The 15,613-nt window shown below is 61.8% G+C and carries 16 protein-coding genes; 8 read left to right on the top strand and 8 right to left on the bottom strand.

Annotated features, from left to right (window positions below):
* Positions 1 to 49 precede the first annotated feature (49 nt).
* From GRI97_RS16350 to GRI97_RS16325, 6 genes are all read left to right on the top strand, one after another.
* On the top strand, positions 50 to 394 hold the full coding sequence (locus GRI97_RS16350; protein ID WP_161392298.1) for a DUF6481 family protein: 345 nt from the start codon (positions 50 to 52) through the stop codon (positions 392 to 394).
* 692 nt (positions 395 to 1,086) lie between these two features.
* Positions 1,087 to 4,077 (top strand): HsdM family class I SAM-dependent methyltransferase, encoded by a 2,991-nt coding sequence (locus GRI97_RS16345; RefSeq protein ID WP_235917911.1) that lies wholly within the window; start codon positions 1,087 to 1,089, stop codon positions 4,075 to 4,077.
* Positions 4,078 to 4,166: 89 nt separating this feature from the next.
* A complete protein-coding gene (locus GRI97_RS16340; protein WP_161392296.1) occupies positions 4,167 to 4,799 on the top strand; it encodes a hypothetical protein in 633 nt (210 codons plus the stop codon).
* Positions 4,800 to 5,081: 282 nt separating this feature from the next.
* Complete coding sequence (locus tag GRI97_RS16335) at positions 5,082 to 5,858, top strand: dCTP deaminase domain-containing protein (RefSeq protein ID WP_161392295.1); 777 nt, start codon at positions 5,082 to 5,084, stop codon at positions 5,856 to 5,858.
* On the top strand, positions 5,858 to 6,211 hold the full coding sequence (locus GRI97_RS16330) for a hypothetical protein (RefSeq protein WP_161392294.1): 354 nt from the start codon (positions 5,858 to 5,860) through the stop codon (positions 6,209 to 6,211). Before GRI97_RS16335 ends, GRI97_RS16330 begins: the two co-directional genes overlap by 1 nt.
* Positions 6,180 to 7,178 carry an oxidoreductase gene (locus GRI97_RS16325; protein ID WP_161392293.1) on the top strand — a complete coding sequence of 333 codons (999 nt, stop codon included), beginning with the start codon at positions 6,180 to 6,182 and terminating at the stop codon, positions 7,176 to 7,178. Before GRI97_RS16330 ends, GRI97_RS16325 begins: the two co-directional genes overlap by 32 nt.
* 245 nt (positions 7,179 to 7,423) lie before the next feature.
* Here the strand turns inward: GRI97_RS16325 and GRI97_RS16320 are convergent, their stop codons facing one another.
* Positions 7,424 to 7,939 carry a GreA/GreB family elongation factor gene (locus GRI97_RS16320; RefSeq protein WP_161392292.1) on the bottom strand — a complete coding sequence of 172 codons (516 nt, stop codon included), beginning with the start codon at positions 7,937 to 7,939 and terminating at the stop codon, positions 7,424 to 7,426.
* Between the two features lie 157 nt (positions 7,940 to 8,096).
* On the opposite strand from GRI97_RS16320, the gene GRI97_RS16315 reads away from it, so the two are divergent.
* Positions 8,097 to 9,236, top strand: coding sequence for a GGDEF domain-containing protein (locus GRI97_RS16315; protein WP_161392291.1), 1,140 nt, complete (start codon positions 8,097 to 8,099; stop codon positions 9,234 to 9,236).
* 9 nt (positions 9,237 to 9,245) lie between these two features.
* Here GRI97_RS16315 and GRI97_RS16310 read toward each other — a convergent pair whose 3' ends face one another.
* The 3 genes from GRI97_RS16310 to GRI97_RS16300 all read right to left on the bottom strand — a co-directional run bounded on the left by GRI97_RS16310 (position 9,246) and on the right by GRI97_RS16300 (position 10,919).
* Positions 9,246 to 10,145: a LysR family transcriptional regulator ArgP gene (locus GRI97_RS16310; RefSeq protein WP_161392290.1), complete on the bottom strand. Its 900-nt coding sequence runs from the start codon at positions 10,143 to 10,145 to the stop codon at positions 9,246 to 9,248.
* A 223-nt stretch (positions 10,146 to 10,368) separates the two neighbouring features.
* A complete protein-coding gene (locus GRI97_RS16305) occupies positions 10,369 to 10,647 on the bottom strand; it encodes a type II toxin-antitoxin system RelE/ParE family toxin (protein WP_235917910.1) in 279 nt (92 codons plus the stop codon).
* Between the two features lie 23 nt (positions 10,648 to 10,670).
* A complete protein-coding gene (locus GRI97_RS16300; RefSeq protein ID WP_161392288.1) occupies positions 10,671 to 10,919 on the bottom strand; it encodes a ribbon-helix-helix domain-containing protein in 249 nt (82 codons plus the stop codon).
* 184 nt (positions 10,920 to 11,103) lie between these two features.
* Between GRI97_RS16300 and GRI97_RS16295 the strand changes: the two genes are divergently transcribed.
* Positions 11,104 to 12,045, top strand: coding sequence for a LysR family transcriptional regulator (locus GRI97_RS16295; protein ID WP_161392287.1), 942 nt, complete (start codon positions 11,104 to 11,106; stop codon positions 12,043 to 12,045).
* On the opposite strand, the gene GRI97_RS16290 is transcribed toward GRI97_RS16295, so the two are convergent.
* From GRI97_RS16290 to GRI97_RS16275, 4 genes are all read right to left on the bottom strand, one after another.
* Positions 12,046 to 12,579: a J domain-containing protein gene (locus GRI97_RS16290; RefSeq protein WP_161392286.1), complete on the bottom strand. Its 534-nt coding sequence runs from the start codon at positions 12,577 to 12,579 to the stop codon at positions 12,046 to 12,048.
* A 127-nt stretch (positions 12,580 to 12,706) separates the two neighbouring features.
* Positions 12,707 to 13,219, bottom strand: a complete 513-nt coding sequence (pal, locus tag GRI97_RS16285) for a peptidoglycan-associated lipoprotein Pal (RefSeq protein ID WP_235917909.1) — start codon at positions 13,217 to 13,219, stop codon at positions 12,707 to 12,709.
* Positions 13,220 to 13,299: 80 nt separating this feature from the next.
* Complete coding sequence (tolB, locus tag GRI97_RS16280) at positions 13,300 to 14,682, bottom strand: Tol-Pal system beta propeller repeat protein TolB (RefSeq protein ID WP_161392285.1); 1,383 nt, start codon at positions 14,680 to 14,682, stop codon at positions 13,300 to 13,302.
* Positions 14,682 to 15,608 carry an energy transducer TonB gene (locus GRI97_RS16275; RefSeq protein WP_161392284.1) on the bottom strand — a complete coding sequence of 309 codons (927 nt, stop codon included), beginning with the start codon at positions 15,606 to 15,608 and terminating at the stop codon, positions 14,682 to 14,684. Before GRI97_RS16275 ends, tolB begins: the two co-directional genes overlap by 1 nt.
* Positions 15,609 to 15,613 lie beyond the last annotated feature (5 nt).

The following is a 15,613-nucleotide window of genomic DNA, read 5'->3' as shown; positions in this document are numbered from 1 at the left end:
AGGGGCCATCCTCTCACACTTAGACATGACAAGGCCAGAGACAGATTTGATGCGTGGATTCAAGGAACAGAGCTTCAACGACCGGGTGGCTTCTGCAAACAGCGCCAAGGCCAAAGCTTTGGAAATGCTGAAGAACAAGCCGAAGATGAGCGAAGCCGAACTGGCCGAGCGCGCCGAACGCCAGCGCGCCAAGGAAGAGGCCGCAGCCGCCAAGCGCGCCGCCGTGATCGCCGCCCGCGAAGCCGAAAAGGCCGCGAAGGAACAGGCCGAACGCGAAGCCGCCGAAGCCGCCGCCGCCGCCATCAAGGCCCAGCCGCGCCTGCCGACCGCCGAAGAACTCAAAGCCGCCCGCGACGCGCGCTACGCCGCCCGCAAGGCCCGCAACCGGAAGTGAGTGAGATGCCCGGTGCCCTGGGGGTGCCGGGTTTTTGGGCTGGGGTGGGCACAAAGCCATCGTCCCCTGCTTGCCGCTTGAATGCCGGCCTTAGGGGGAGCAGACGCTCCAGACTTATACGGATGCCATAGTCGATTGGGGTAGGTTTTGGCCGGTTACCGACAGGCTTCAGGCGATCTACTCGAGATAGTTGACGCAACTGACGCGTGTTCGCAAGCAACGGCTGCCGACCCGATTGTAATTATCGAGCGCCGTCACACTTCTCTCGCGGTCACGTCGGCCAGCCGTCTGTAGCGTTCGTCATTCAGCACGCCCTAGCCGGAAGGTTGCCCACATTAGTTAATGTGATAAGAGAAATTAAAGCAGTATGTGGACGGTTTGGCGGCGATGCCATATGAAAATTCTCTCGCGGAGTTAATGCGGGCCGGTCTGTTATTCCGTATCTCGCCGAGCTGGTCGGTATGAACGCAAATTCGATTACAAACTATGCGCGCAAGGGAGAACTTCCCGCCCTTCTAGCGCGGATAGCCGCCCCTCATCGCGGAGTTGGCTGTGCAAGGCCTTGATTATCGGCGCGCGACGGTCAAGGTTACGCCTTCGCCCAAGAAGCCACGGGGCCCCGCGCGTCGCGGCCATTTCGGCGGCGATCAGCAAGATAGCTTGGATTTGCCCGCATGATAGACTGGGGCGACATGCTGCAGCATTACGGCGGCGATCCAAAGGGACTGCATCTTCTGGGAGCGGATGCGCCTGACCTCCTCCCGTATGCGACTTTGATGAACGCGCGCCGATCAGGCAGCGAAACGCTCGACGTCGTTGGCGCTGTGTACGAGTGGCAGGAAGCACCGCTCATCTTCCTCGTTGATTCCCACCTGATCACCAGTGAGCAGCAGCTCCAACGGTTGCGACGCCTGCTCGCGATGCGCGGCGACGCCCCGTATCTCGGTGTCATCGCGCCAGGTCGGCTCGACGTTTATCCGATTGCACTCGACAGCAAGCGGCCGCGCCAGGTCCAGGTTCGCGATGGCCTGATAGATATAGCCGACAGCGACCTGCTACCGCAGCTCGCCAATATCCGTCCAATGGCGGCGCGAGCTCCCCAGACTTGGATTTCGGACGTCGTATTGAGGTTGCTCACGCGGGCGATCGACGAACTTATCGCCACTTCGCAAGTTGATGGTGATGACGCGATCTCGCTAGTCGGTCGCGCGTTATTTACTCGCTTTCTCGGTGACCGAAATCTTCTGCCCTGCGACTTTGCGTCCGTGCCTGAGTCTAACGCTCTGTTTGACGATGCCAAGCACGCTTCAGAGACCTCAGCGTGGCTCGATGCTACGTTCAATGGTGACCTGCTTCCTCTGAGTGACGGCATTTTAGACCGGCTTGACGATCGCGGCTTCAAGGTCCTTGGAGACATCATGCGCCGCGCACCGGGCGGTCAATTGCCGCTTGAATGGGCAGAGCAGTGGGATAATCTCGACTTCGCGCACATTCCCGTAGGCGTGCTCAGCCAAGCTTATGAGCAGCATCTACGCAACCATCAGTCTGCGCGGCAACGGCGTGAGGGCGGATTCTACACCCCCCGACCGATCGCCGATCTTCTCGTGCGAGCGTCGCTCCGCGCGCTTGATCGCGAAAACGGTAGCGCAAACACGCGCGTGCTCGATCCGGCGGCTGGCGCAGGTGTATTTTTGCTCACTGCGTTTCGCGAGCTCGTGGCGGCGCATTGGCGGGCAACTGGCAAACGACCTGACACAGCCAAGCTGCGTGAAATCCTCTATCATCAGATAACCGGTTTTGACATCAACGAGGCGGCACTCCGCTTCGCAGCGCTTGGCCTCTATTTGCTCTCGATCGAGCTGGACCCCGAGCCTGAACCCGTCGACAAGCTGCGTTTTGACGATCTGCGCGGCGTAGTTTTGCACCGGCTGGTCGCGGATCAATCCGCAAAGGGCGGCAAGCTAGGCAGCCTTGGCCCTGAGGTCGGAGCCGAGCATGCCGGCCAGTACGACCTAGTTGTCGGCAACCCGCCATGGGCGAGCGGCACCAAGTTACCCGATTGGTCGTTGGTAACTGGCGAGGTAGAGCGCATCGCCTCGGTGCGTGCCGGACATCGGGTTGCACCACCAATCCCTAACGAAGTCTTGGACCTTCCATTCGTGTGGCGCGCAATGGACTGGGTCCGCCCTGGGGGCCAGATCGCACTAGCACTGCATGCGCGCCTATTGTTCCAGCAAGGCGACGGCATGGCCGAGGCTCGGCTCGCCATTTTTCGCGCACTTGATGTGACCTCGGTGATCAATGGCTCCGAACTTCGTCAAACTCGGGTATGGCCGGAAATCGACGCGCCTTTCTGCCTTTTGCTCGCGACCAACCGCGTGCCAGGACCAGGTGCGGGCTTCCGACTGATTAGTCCACGTCTTGAGCCTTCGCTCAACGCAGCTGGCACGATGCGCATCGATGCCCATGCCGCAGAAATCATTGCTAGTGAGGATTTGGCGCGGACGCCCGAGCTACTGAAAATCCTGTTTCGCGGGTCTAAGGCAGATCTCGGTCTTATCGAGCGCATACGCGCGCGAAGCCTGCCGACGCTCGCAAAACTGTGGAGCGAAACAGTCGGTGGATCGCCTGACGGTTACCTCACCGGCGCGGGAAACGGCTATCAGACACTCAAGCCCAGCAGTCGTACCCGTAAGACCGGCGATGGGCTGCCTGGGGCGCCCGCAGACTACCTCTACGGTCTTCCCGATGTCACTGCAGCGAGTCTAGATGATCTCCTAATTGCGACCGACCGGCTGCTGCCTTTTCAGCATCGCCGGATTCATGATCCGCGCGATCCGGCATTGTTCGCGGGGCCGATCGTCCTCGTTCATCAGTCTCCGCCGGCCAGCAGCAATCGGTTGCGCGTAGGCATCGCTGCAAATGCCGTAGCATATAATGAGAGCTTTTACGGTTACAGCAGCGGCACGCTTGGTACGAGCCAAGTATTGGTAAAATTTGTCGCACTGATTTTAGGTAGCCGGTTCGCACTGTGGTTCGCTCTGGTTACGAGCGGTAAATTCGGGTTCGAGCGCGACGTCGTCGAAAAGGCTGCGCTAAATCGCCTGCCGCTACCTGATCTTCGTGAATTTGGCGACGAGCAGTCCGCACAAATCTGCGCGCTCTTCGACAAACTCGCGGCCGGAGTTATATCCTGGGAAGTTGTTGATCACTGGGTCGCCGAACTCTACGGTCTCAGCGAAAGCGATCTGCAGGTGATCGCTGACACGATGCAGTACAATGCGCCCTTCAGCAAGGCCAAGCTTGCGGCGCAGTCTCCACCACAAGACCTGATAGCATTCTGCGCGCAGGTCGAAAGAGAGTTGTCGCCGTGGACCAAGAGGTTTTGCCGGCCAATCACCGCGACCCCCATTTCGCGGCGAACAGGCTCGCCGTGGTGCGGTATCGTTCTCAGCCACGAGGAGCAGTCGCCTGCGGCAGATCTTCCTCATCAATGGGAAGAACTGCTTCGGCTCGCTGACACCAGCGCTGCCACCGAGATGATCGTGCATGCGTCACCGGGGAGGTTGTTCGTCGCACGACTCGCTCAGCAACGCTATTGGACCACGACGCAGGCTCGGCTTCTCGCGCAGCACATCATCTGGGATGAGCTCGAGTTTCTCGCAGAGCGCCACTCCGGATGAGGACTTCCGCCTTGTCCCCACGGCCCGACCAAGTCGCCGAACTGACCCGCGGCCTGAGCTTGCCGCTACCGTCGATTTCCGAACCGATCATGATGGTGCTCGCCGAGACACTGGAAAGAGCTTTTAGCGAACTCCGCGCGCAATCGCCAGAGACCTTAGCTACGGGCTCTGAGCCCGAAGTTACAGCACTTCTGGTAAGCCGGCTGAACGCAATGGTAGATGGTATTGGAGAGGGTACGGACCTCTGGCGCAGTCTGGTGCGCAGTGTTGGGCGTAGCGACGAATGCATCAGTTATGATGGCGCACACCTCGCAAAGCAGCCAGATTTGACTATCTGGCTCACAAACCGTTCGGCGCGGTTTCCCGTCACAGCCGAAGCCAAGCTAATCGACGGTCCCAACGGCAAGACGGAAGTCTTATATTGCACCCAGGGGATTAAGCGCTTCATCGTTGGCGAGTATGGCTGGGGCACGAGGGAAGCCTTCATGCTAGGGTATGTTCGCGATGGCGCCGCGATCGCTACCAAGTTGGTTCCCTATCTAGCCCAGGCGGCACACAAGGCCACCTACGGCGTCATAAGCGGGCCTGCTGCATTCGACATCGCCAGTGATAATGGAAGGTCGCAGCACGCGCGTAGCTTTCAGTTCAGCCATCAACCCGCGCCGAACCACCTACCCGGGGAGATCGTCCTATGGCATATATGGTTCGCCGCAGTTGAGTAGTGACTGTTTTTCGCCGCCATGCCCAAACTGCAAATCAAGCGCGCAAAAAACGGAGCTGTCTCGGCGGCTGGCGAGACTAAGCGTGTTTATAACGATGGCTTTCCGATCCCGCCCTCGAGCTACCCCGTGGCTATTAGCTTCTCCCACAGCGGTATAGCCAGTAAGTCTTTTCTGTTTGTCTCAACTAAATCCCAGCCATATCGTGCCTGTAGCGGGTAGTGGGCGGCAGTCGCTGCAGCGGCAGCGTGAATATAGATCCGATCAATCTCATCCGGGGGCAATATGACAACACTCAGCGATGGCGACATCCTCGCGCTAATCAACACGGGCGGACTCATCCAAAAGGTGGATATCGCGATGCTGGAGGGTGCCTGCTATCAGCTCCGCATGGGCAACGTCTATTACGACCTTACCGAGGGAGGAAGGCGTTTCCAGCTGGACCACGGCGAAAATGTGCTGATCAAACCAGGGCACAGAGTCGTATTAATCACGGCTGAGGAGCTTGATATTCCGGGAGATATCGTAGTTCGGGTGGTGAGTAAGGGGTCTCTCTTCAGTGTCGGACTTAGTCCGGTCGCGACGTATGCGGACCCCGGCTTCGCCGGAAATCTCGGGATCGTTACCGAGAACGTAAGCGACAAATATGTCGAACTTCCTCAATTTGAACCGATTGCGAAGGCTGATTTCACTCGGCTGACAAGCCCGGCAACCAAGCTCTACCAAGGTCAGCATGGATTTCAGGCGGGCATCTGGCCCATCAAAACGCATTTGCAAAAGGATCATGCTGACGTGTTCGGTGATCGGCGCATCAAATCCGAGAAGGAGGAAGCTTTCGCCCTTTTGCCAACCGCGACCAGGACAGTACTCCGACGTATGGAGAATACCCAACTGTGGACTAACGTCGGGCTAGTCCTTGCCATTGTGATAAATTCAATAACTCTATTCCTAATTGGCAACAAACTCATAGACAACGTGTACGGCGTTATTGGGAACCTGGTTGCTTCCGGTATTCTCGCGATCGGCGCCATCCTAGTCGGACGTTTTAGAAGGAGCTTGTGATGGACCTATCCACAATTGTGAAGCGTCAGATTGACGCGGACGAGCGCAGGGGATTCAACGTCCGCTTCGACAGCGAGGGCGAGCGGCACGACCAGCTTACGCGAGACCTCGTGGGGCTGGTAGGCGAGGTCGGAGAGTTTGCCAACGAACTCAAGAAGGTCGGTTTGACCCTGAATACACCGGGCTATGCTGGGCCGACCCTTGCGGATGCGGCGCCGCACCTCCGCGAGGAACTTGCCGACGCGGCAATATACCTGTTCCGGCTGTCTACGATCCTCGGCGGTGACATCGAGGCGGACATCCTTGCCAAGATGAGCATCAATGACACACGGTATCGAGAGCTCGAACGATAAACTTGTTTTCTTTGTAGGGGTGAACACAGGTTTGGTTACCGACGGCGTGCCCGACCAGCGCTTCATCGAATTCTATCGGGCTAGGAGTTCCCCCGACCTCCACTGCGCCATAGTTGGTAATGTGGTCGTCCCAGGTGGCCACGGCAGCAACTCGTCGACGCCGTCCATCAGGGAAGACTCTGTCTGGGCGAGGATAGCCGACGCTATGCGGTTTGCGGGCTCTTTGCCAGGCATACAGCTTGCGAGCGCATGGGCCGGCTACCATGGTGCTAAGAAGTTCCTATCTGTGGATGGGAACCAAGTAATAGCGCGCGCGCGGGAGCTTTCAGCCTCGCTCTCCCCGTCCGATCTCGACAGGATCATTGACGCGTTTGCGACAGGTGCTGCGATGGCAGTCGAATACGGCTACGGGCACGTGCAGGTGCATGCTGCGCACGGCTACCTACTAAGCCTTTTGGTCGACGACCGGATTAACCCTGCCGCTGATCGTGTTCTTGAAAGGCTTTCGAAAATCGCGGAATGGCTCAAGTCTCGCGGAGTTGAAAGTTCAATTCGAATCTCGATGAAGACGGGTGAACCCTCTTTTGACAGGGAGGGTGCGACCGAGTTTCATCGCACAGTGTCGGCGCTGCCCTTTGACTTCATCGACCTCTCCTCCGGCTTTTACAATATTGACAAGCGTCTCATTTATCCTTCGCGACCGGATTTCGTTGAGCAGCGCTTACTTGATAGCGTGGAGATAGCTCTCCGACATCCTGAGCGCAACTTCATCATTTCAGGGCGCATGTTAGATCGCGGCGACAGGTTGCCACACAACGCACACCTTGGGGTATGTCGCGATCTAATAGCAAATCCCGGAGCGCTTAACGACCCGAGCAATGGCTGCCAAAATCATGGAAAGTGCCACTATTACTCACGAGGCAAGCCGCACGTAACATGCAAAAGATGGGCGGAGTTACTAAATTGAGGTCTTGCCACTTACGCTATCTCAACTAGCTGATTATACCTGATCACCACCGATGTTGGTCAATAGCTCTGCACGAACAGCAGCCGACGGATCAACCTGCCGCCAGCACCGAGGTGCGGCGGTTTTCTGGGCGGCCGGTGTGGTGCTGGTGGATGGCGGTGACACTGGTGACGACGCTGATCGGGTTTCTGTTGCCGCATGTGGCACGCGGTCGGGATTGTCATGCCGGAGGAGAGCGAGCCGCTCTATTTCTTTTCCTTTTCCCCAACTTCCCTTTCAGCAGATGATTCCACCGGCGTGGAATTCACTTCGATCGCCAGGATCTCGATTTCTTCCGGACGGCCTGCGAAATCGAGCCTGTCGCCGATTTCGGCGCCCATCATCGCGCGGCTGAGCGGGGCCGAGAAAGAGATCAGCCCTGCTGCCGGATCGGCTTCGTCATGGCCGACGATTGTGAGGCATTGCTGTTTGCCCTTGATCCGAAAGGTCACCGTGCAACCGAAAGCAACCGATGCTCCTGTGGGCTCGCCCGGGATCTGAGCGGTCGACTGTCGCGTGCTCCAGTAACGCAAATCGCGCCGGGTGGACTTGATCGCTTCCTCGTCCGTCAACTGCGTGAGCGTGGTTTCCAGTTCCGCAACCCGTTCGAGGATCTGGGCCAATCCTCCCTCCGTTACCAGATTGGGCCCCGGCGGGATGGGCAGTTCGAACTTGGGTTCGAGATGTTCTTCGTCACTTTCACGCCGGAATGCCACGCTCATGCCAATTGCCTCCTCCAGTCCCGTCACCTGACGGACCAAATCATGCTGCAACCTTAACGCTGGAGCGCGGGCCTTGGCTACTTTGATGCCAAGGCGGCGCGTAACCTTCCGCTGGAAGCCCCTTGTTAACCATTCCCCGCTACCGTGCGCGGGCCCTATGCTACCTCCGGTCGATCTTGCCACTTTGCGCCTGTGCAGCGTGATTGCGTCTGCGACCTTTGTCGTCATTTTCCTGTCGCTGTGGCGCGGGCGGCGGGATCAGGTTCACAATCTCCATTGGGCGGTCAGCCTGGTGCTCTATTGCGTGGCGCTGGCCGGGCTGGAGTGGATCGAGCGGCCCGATGATGTCCTGATCCGCGCACTGCTGGTGGCGGTGCTGACAGGGTCCAATATTCCGGTGAGCACCGGGGTGCGGCAGTTTGCCGGGCGGCCGGTGTGGCGCTGGTGGATGGCGGTGCCGCCGGTGGCGACGCTGATCGGGTTTCTGTTGCCGCATATGGCGGGCGCGGTCGGGATTGTCATGCCGGAGGAGAGCGATCGGCTGCTGGGTGCGGTCGGGCTGGCGCTGGGCATGGGGGTGTTCGGAGCGGACATCCTCCGCCAAGCGGAACGGGCCGTGCCGGGGGGTTATGGCGGGCGCATCGCGGGAATCGCGATGCTGGCCTATCTGCCGTGTTATATCTTCGCCATTGCGGGGGAGATCCTGCATTTTGCCACGCCGAGCACGCTGGCGATGGCGGCGCTGCTGTCCGATCAATTGCTGCTGATGCTGCTGAACCTGGGGCTGCTGGCCATGCCGGCCGAGGCGGCGCTGGCGGCGATGCGGGAAAGCGCGTGGCGCGACGGTTTGACCGGGGTGTACAACCGCGCCTGGTTGGCCAATGTGCATGATGCTTTTCTGAAGCCCGGCACCTGGCTGGCGCATATCGATATCGACCAGTTCAAATCCATCAATGACCGGTTCGGCCATTCGGCGGGCGATGCCACGCTGGTGACGCTGGCGCGCGTGCTGGGCACGGCGGCGGCGCACCCGGAATTGCGCGGTGCGGCGCAGGTGGTGCGGATGGGCGGCGATGAGTTCCTGGTGATCATGCCCCATACGACGCAGCCCATTGCCCGGCGGCTGGTGGAGGATATCCATGCGGAGATCTCCGCGCTGACGCCGTTTGCGTGGAGCGTGAGCATCGGGCTGACCGAGGTAGAGCCGCAGGATGGGTCGCTCAGCGCCGCGGTGGAGCGGGCGGATGAGCAATTGTATGCTGCCAAATCCGCCCGACCGGATCGGGTCGCGGCCTAGCTGCTTCGCTTATCTTGGCGGTTTGAGGCTTTCGCGCGCGACGCTGCGGACGGCATCGGTGAAGATGCGCAAGGCGGAGACGTGGAGGCGAGTGACCGTCCAGTAGAGCTTCACATCGAGCGGGGTGTTCGGGGTCAGTTCGACCAGCCGCCCCTCTGCCATGTGAGGCCGGGCGAGCATGGACGGGTGCATGCCCCAGGCCATGCCGGCGATGCTGAAATTGAGGAAGCCGAAGGTGGAGGGCACGCCATGCATGGGCGCGTCGAGGGCGAGGCCGTGGTTTTCCATCGCCCAGCGGCTCTGCAACCCGTCACGCCGTTCAAAGCGCAGGCAGGGGGCGGCGCGCAGGGCCTGTTCCGTCACGCCATGCGGGAAATAGCGGGCGGCGAAATCGGGGCTGCAGCAGGCGAGATATGGCAGGCTGCCCAGTTCGATCGTCTGGCAGCCCTGCACCACCCCCGGATCGGCGGAGACGGCGGCGATAACCTCCCCCGAACGGAGCCGGTCGGCGGTGAATTCCTCATCCTCTATGATGAATTCGAGCAGATAGCCGGTGGCCTGGGCAAACCGGGCTGCAGCGCGGGGAAACCAGGTGGCGATGCTGTCTGAATTGACGGCCACGCGCAGGGTGACGGGCGGGTCTGAGGGTCGCCCTTCGACGGCAAGCGCGGGGGCCAGGTCTGCCTCCAGCAATTGCACCTGATCGACATGGGCGCAGAGTTTGCGACCGAGATCGGTGGGCAGGCACGGCTGGCCCCGGACGATCACGATGCCGCCAAGCCTGTCTTCCAGAGCGCGGATTCGCTGGGAAATGGCCGAGGGGGTGACGCCGAGGCGCGCGGCCGCGCGTTCGAAGCTGCCTTCGCGGACGACGGCGGAGACAGCGGCCAGAGCGGGATAATCGAGCATGGATTAGCTTTGCTTCATCTGGGTTAGAAGAACAAGTTTTCCTGAATCGATGCGTGTGGCCATAGGCTGGCCGCTGAACGCTGGATGTATTGATTGACTGGCGATGCTGACGCTGGCCGCGTCACTGATCGGGAGGATGGTATGATGAGGGGATGGTGGCGCCGGCTGGTGGAGCTGTCTGCGGTGGTGGTGCGGTTGCGCTATGCGGCGCCGTGGGATGGGGTCAGGAACTAAGCAACATCGGCGCAAGATCGCGCTGGGCGTTGATGATCCGTTGCACAGTGACGCGGTTGCCGTCCACCTGATAGGCGATCAGCAGCTTGCGTTCGAAGGCCAGCGTGCGAAGACCGTTGGCCAGATCATTCCTCGGAGAACCGCGCTCGGGAAACTCCGCAAGCGTTGCGACTCGTTGCTCGATCCGGGCGAGATAAGCGTCTGCAGTGTCGCTGTCCGCCTCTGTACTGACCCACTGATGCAATGCGATCAGATCCTCGATCGCCAAGGCGGACAAGTGGATTTGGCAGGTCATTCTTTCCGGACTGCAGCCCGGACCTGTGCGAAAGCCTCATCCAACGGCAAAGGCGGGCGCGGATCGGCTAATGCTTCGGCCACGCGAAGGCGCACCAGTTCATCCAGCACCGCCTCTTCGCGATCCAGCGCCCGCAGCCCTGCCCGCATGACCTCGCTCATCGAAGCGTAACGGCCCGAAGCGAGATGCTTTTCAGCATGCGAAGCCATTTCGCCCAGCGTCACTGTGATTGCCTTTGCAGCCATAAACACCTCCGACGGATATGATTATATCATATCAACCCCGGAGAGCGGACGCCAGCCAGATCAATTCCACGACAATGTAATCCTGCCGTCATCTGCCGCGAATGTTCGAGTCGCTAGCGGAGGAGGCGATGAAACTGCGAGCCATTTGCAACCCTGGGCGGGACGCGGCGGTGGGAGGCCGGGCATGGTGCGGCTGCCGCTGAACGATCTCAATCTGCTGGTCATTCTGGCCGAGCTGATCCGTACCCGGAACATCACGCTGACGGCGCGGCATTTGCGGATGAGCCAGCCCTCGGTCAGCCGTGCGCTGGGCCGGTTGCGCGAACATCTGGGTGATCCGCTGCTGATGCGGACCACGGGCGGGATGCATCTGACGCAGCGGGCGCAGGATCTGGCCAGGCCATTGCAGGAATGGCTGGAAAGCACCTCCGGCCTGCTGACCCCGCAGCAATTCGCGCCGGCCACGCTGGAGCGGGCATTCCGTCTGGCATCGGGCGATTACGGGGTGAGCGCGGTGATCGCCCCGGCCCTGCCCGCGATCCGGGCCCAGGCGCCTGGGGTTGAGCTGGATATCCGCCCGAGCAGCGCCGACCTGCCCGCGAGGCTGGGGAGCGGGGATATCGACATGATCGTCAGCGCCCTGCCGGTGGAAAGCACATCCGTGCATGAGCGCATGCTGTTTGCCGAGGAGTTCCGCTGCCTGGTCGACCACGCGCATCCGCTGGCGCAGCGCGACCCGCAGCGGGCGCCGAGTCTGGAGGAATTCCTGGCCTGGCCGCATATCGCCCTGACCATCAGCGATGGCGGGGCCGGGCATGATCCGGTGGAGGCAAGCCTGGGCCACCGGGCGGAGGAGCGGCGGGTGATCGCCCGGCTCAGCTATCTGCAGGCGGCGCCCGATCTGCTGACGGGTTCGGAGGCGATCATCACCCTGCCCCGCCGCGCGGCCGAACGGTTCAGCCGGGTGCATGGCTTCGCCTGCCTGCCGGCGCCGCCGATCCGGCCGATCACCTATCGGTTGTTATGGCACGACCGGGCGCAGCGCGATCCGGCGGTGCAGTGGCTGGCCGCCATGCTGGAAGCCGGTTGCCGGGAGCCGGAAACCGGGCGGCTGCGCGCGGCCTGATCAGCCCTTCCAGGTGCGGCGTTCTTCCGCCTGGCGCAGCACTTCATAGGCGAGCTGGCAGGCCTGGAACTGCTTGGCGGCCTCGGCATCGCCGGGCTTCACATCCGGGTGCACTTCCTTGGCGCGGTTGCGCCAAGCCTTGCGGATGGTTTCGAAATCGGCATCCGCCTCCAGCCCGAACACCTCCAGCGCACGCATTTCATCGGCGCTGCGGCTGCCATCGCCGCTGCCCATCCAGCCGTAATAGGCGGATTCGGCATAGCCGGCATTTTCCTGCTGTTCGGCATTGGCGCGGGCGGTTGCCTCTTCCCGATCCAGCCCTTCGAAATAGTCCCACTTCTGATTGTATTCGGCCGCGTGCTTCTGACAGAAATGCCAGCGTTCCGGGCTGTTGGGCGATTTTGGCGCGGGGCAATTGCCGGGTTCTTCACAGCCGTGCCGATCGCACAGCCGCACGGTGGTGGCGGCGCGGCCGGATTCATAGCCACGCCAGCGCGGGAAACCCCAATCGCTCGATCGGCCGCTGCGGGCCATCAGTTGTTCCTGCCTGTGTGCATGACCCGCATATAGGCACCGAAATCGCAGAGGTGAACCAGGAAGGGCGCGGCGATGGTGATCGCCGCGCCCCCTGTGTTCGAACAGAGCTGTCCGGTGTGGCCGATCAGTTGATCAGCACGGTCACCGCGCGGCGGTTCTGCGACCATGCCTGTTCATTGGCGCCCACGGCAGCCGGGCGTTCCTTGCCATAGCTGACGGTGTTGAGGCGGGTGGCCGGGATGCCCAGGCTGACCAGATAGTTCTTGGCCGCATTGGCGCGGCGTTCACCCAGTGCGAGGTTGTAATCGCGCGTGCCGCGTTCGTCGGAATGACCTTCGATCGTGGCGCGGGCGTTGCTGTATTGCGAGAGATACTGGGCCTGCGCCTGCAGCGCGACCTGATCCTGCGCGTCGATGTTGTAGCGATCGGTGTCGAAATAGATCACGTCACGGCCCGACAGCTGCTGCTTGAAGTGTGCCTGGGTGCCCGGCTGCGCGCCCTGGGTTGGCGGGGTCGGAGTCGGGGCCGGTGCCGAAGTGGGCGGGGCGACCGGAGGAAGAGTTTCAGGCGGCTTCTTCGCACAGGCGGCAAGCGCCATGACGCTGGCGACGGTCATCATAATGGCGAATTTCTGCATGCCACATTCCTCCTTGCTGTTGCTCAAACTGTACCCGAACCGCTGCCCCCCAGCGGCCGGGCGGAAATCATACGAAAAGATTACGGCAGAACCGGGCCCCAGGAGGGGTCGGATGCGCCGACGGGGGTATTGAGTTTGCGTTCGTTGCGACCGGTCAGATCAACCTGCCACAGCGAACCTTCGCCCGAACCACGCGTGGTGCGGAAGAACTGGACGATCCGGCCATTCGGTGCCCAGGTTGGCGCTTCATCCTGCCAGCTGTCGGTCAGATGGCGCATGCCGCCACCGCCCGGGCTCATCACCGCAATGCGCAGATTGCCGGCAATATGGGTAAAGGCGATCTGATCGCCGCGCGGGCTCCATTCCGGGGTTGCCGCACGGCCCCCGAAGAAACTGATCCGGCGCTGGTTGGAGCCATCGGCATTCATGACGTAGATCTGCTGGCTGCCCGAACGGTCGCTTTCGAACACGATCTGCGTGCCATCGGGCGAATAGGATCCACCCACGTCAAGCCCGGGGCTGTCGGTCAGCTTCACGCTGTTGCCGCCGGTGGCCGGCACGCGGTAGATGTCCGTATTGCCGGCCAGCGCCATCGAATAGAGGATATAACGGCCATCGGGCGACCAGCGCGGCGCGAAGGTCGGGCCTTCGTTCTTGGTGATCAACGTCTGCTGACCGCTGCCGACATCATAGACATAGATGTGCGGATTGCCGTTGACGTAGCTGAGATAGACGATCTTCGAATAGTCGGGCGAATAGCGCGGGGTCAGCGCCATGGCCTGGCCATTCGTGATGAAGCGGTGGTTGGCACCATCGGAATCCATGATCGCCAGCCGCTTCACGCGGTTATCCTTCGGCCCGGTTTCCGCGATATAGGCGATACGGCTGTCGAAGAACGGGCTTTCGCCCGACAGGCGCGAATAGACCAGATCGGCGCATTTGTGCGCGGCGCGGCGCCATTCGGACGGGTTCACCACCCAGCCTTCCCGCACCAGTTCGCTCTGCAGCACAACGTCATACAGATAGCAGCCAACCGTCAGCTTGCCGTCACCATTGGCGCGGACATAGCCATGGACCAGCATTTCGGCCGACCGGCCGCGCCAGGTGTCAAACGCAGGCGCGGTGATCTGGGCGTAGTTCGGGCGTGGCAGGGCGTCAGGGCCGACCGGGCGGAACAGGCCGTTGTTGCGCAGATCATTGTAGACCACGCGCGAAAGTTCGAAACCGAGCGCCGCGGTGCCCGAGGAATTCGCCGGGGTCGGCTGATCGCTGTTGGTGGCGAAAGCCGGGATGGCGATGCCGAGATCTTCCCAGGCATTGTCGTCCGTGACGGTGAAGGTGAAGCCTTCATCCTCTGCCGGGGCGGTCGGCGGGACTACGATGGCCGGGGGCGCCACGGCACCCTGCGCCATCGCGGGCACGGCTATCAGGATGGAAACAGAAAACAACAGCGATTTAAGCATCAGAAATTCCTGTCGAAGCGCACGTTGCGAGGGCTTTTCCAGACGTCATAATATTCCGCCGGCAGGTTGAAGGGCGCGGCCAGCTGGATCGCGCGAATGGCGCGTTCCTGATGCAGCTTTGCCTGCGGACGGTTGGAATCATTCACACCGGTCTGGCTGACGATCCGTGGCACGCCCTTGAGCGAGCCGTCGGGATTGAGATCCCAGCTGACATTGGTGACCAGCAATTCGACATCCACGCCCTGCGGCGCGGCCCAGTGCGGCTTGATCTGCCGCGCCATGGCGGACTGGATCGAGGCACGGACGGCGGGGCCGGCGGCCGCCGCTGGCGTGCCCCGGTTGGAATTGGGCTGGCTGCTGCCCGCCCCTTCGAGGAAATCGGCGCCCACGCGGCTGCCGCCGCCACGGGTGGCGGTGGGGGCTGGCGTGGGGCGCGTGGTCGGGCGACCGGTGGGCCGGGCCGTGGCGCGCGGCGTCGGCGTCGGCCGTGCGGAAGCGCGTGCGGTCGGCGTCGGCGAAGGCCGGGATGTCGCGCGCGGGGTTGGCGTCGGCCTGGGCCGCGTGGTGGCGCGCGGCGTGGGCGTCGGGGTCGGCCGGGCCGTGGGGCGCGGCGGCGGGGGTGGCGGCGTGGCGCGCGGTTGCGTGTCGCGCACCGGTTGCGGCGGGGCGGGATCGGGTTCCACCTCAGGCGCCGGATCAGCCGAGAGCACCGGTGCGACCGAAGCCTGCGCCGGGGCCGGATCGGGCGAGGTCGAGGTCAGCGATACCTCACCCGCCAAGCTTACCTCCATCCGTTCGGGAATGGGCAGCGGGCGCGGCGGCGACTGGTCATGCAGCAGAAACCACGCAACCAGCGCGACATGCGCGACCGTGGCTATGCCAAGGCCGACATATTCGTCGCGGGAAAGGGTGGCTTGCTCTGTCATCGAAA

This window comes from Croceibacterium xixiisoli, from assembly GCF_009827305.1.
Taxonomy (GTDB): domain Bacteria; phylum Pseudomonadota; class Alphaproteobacteria; order Sphingomonadales; family Sphingomonadaceae; genus Croceibacterium_C; species Croceibacterium_C xixiisoli.
This window is presented reverse-complemented; position numbering and strand designations above follow the sequence as displayed.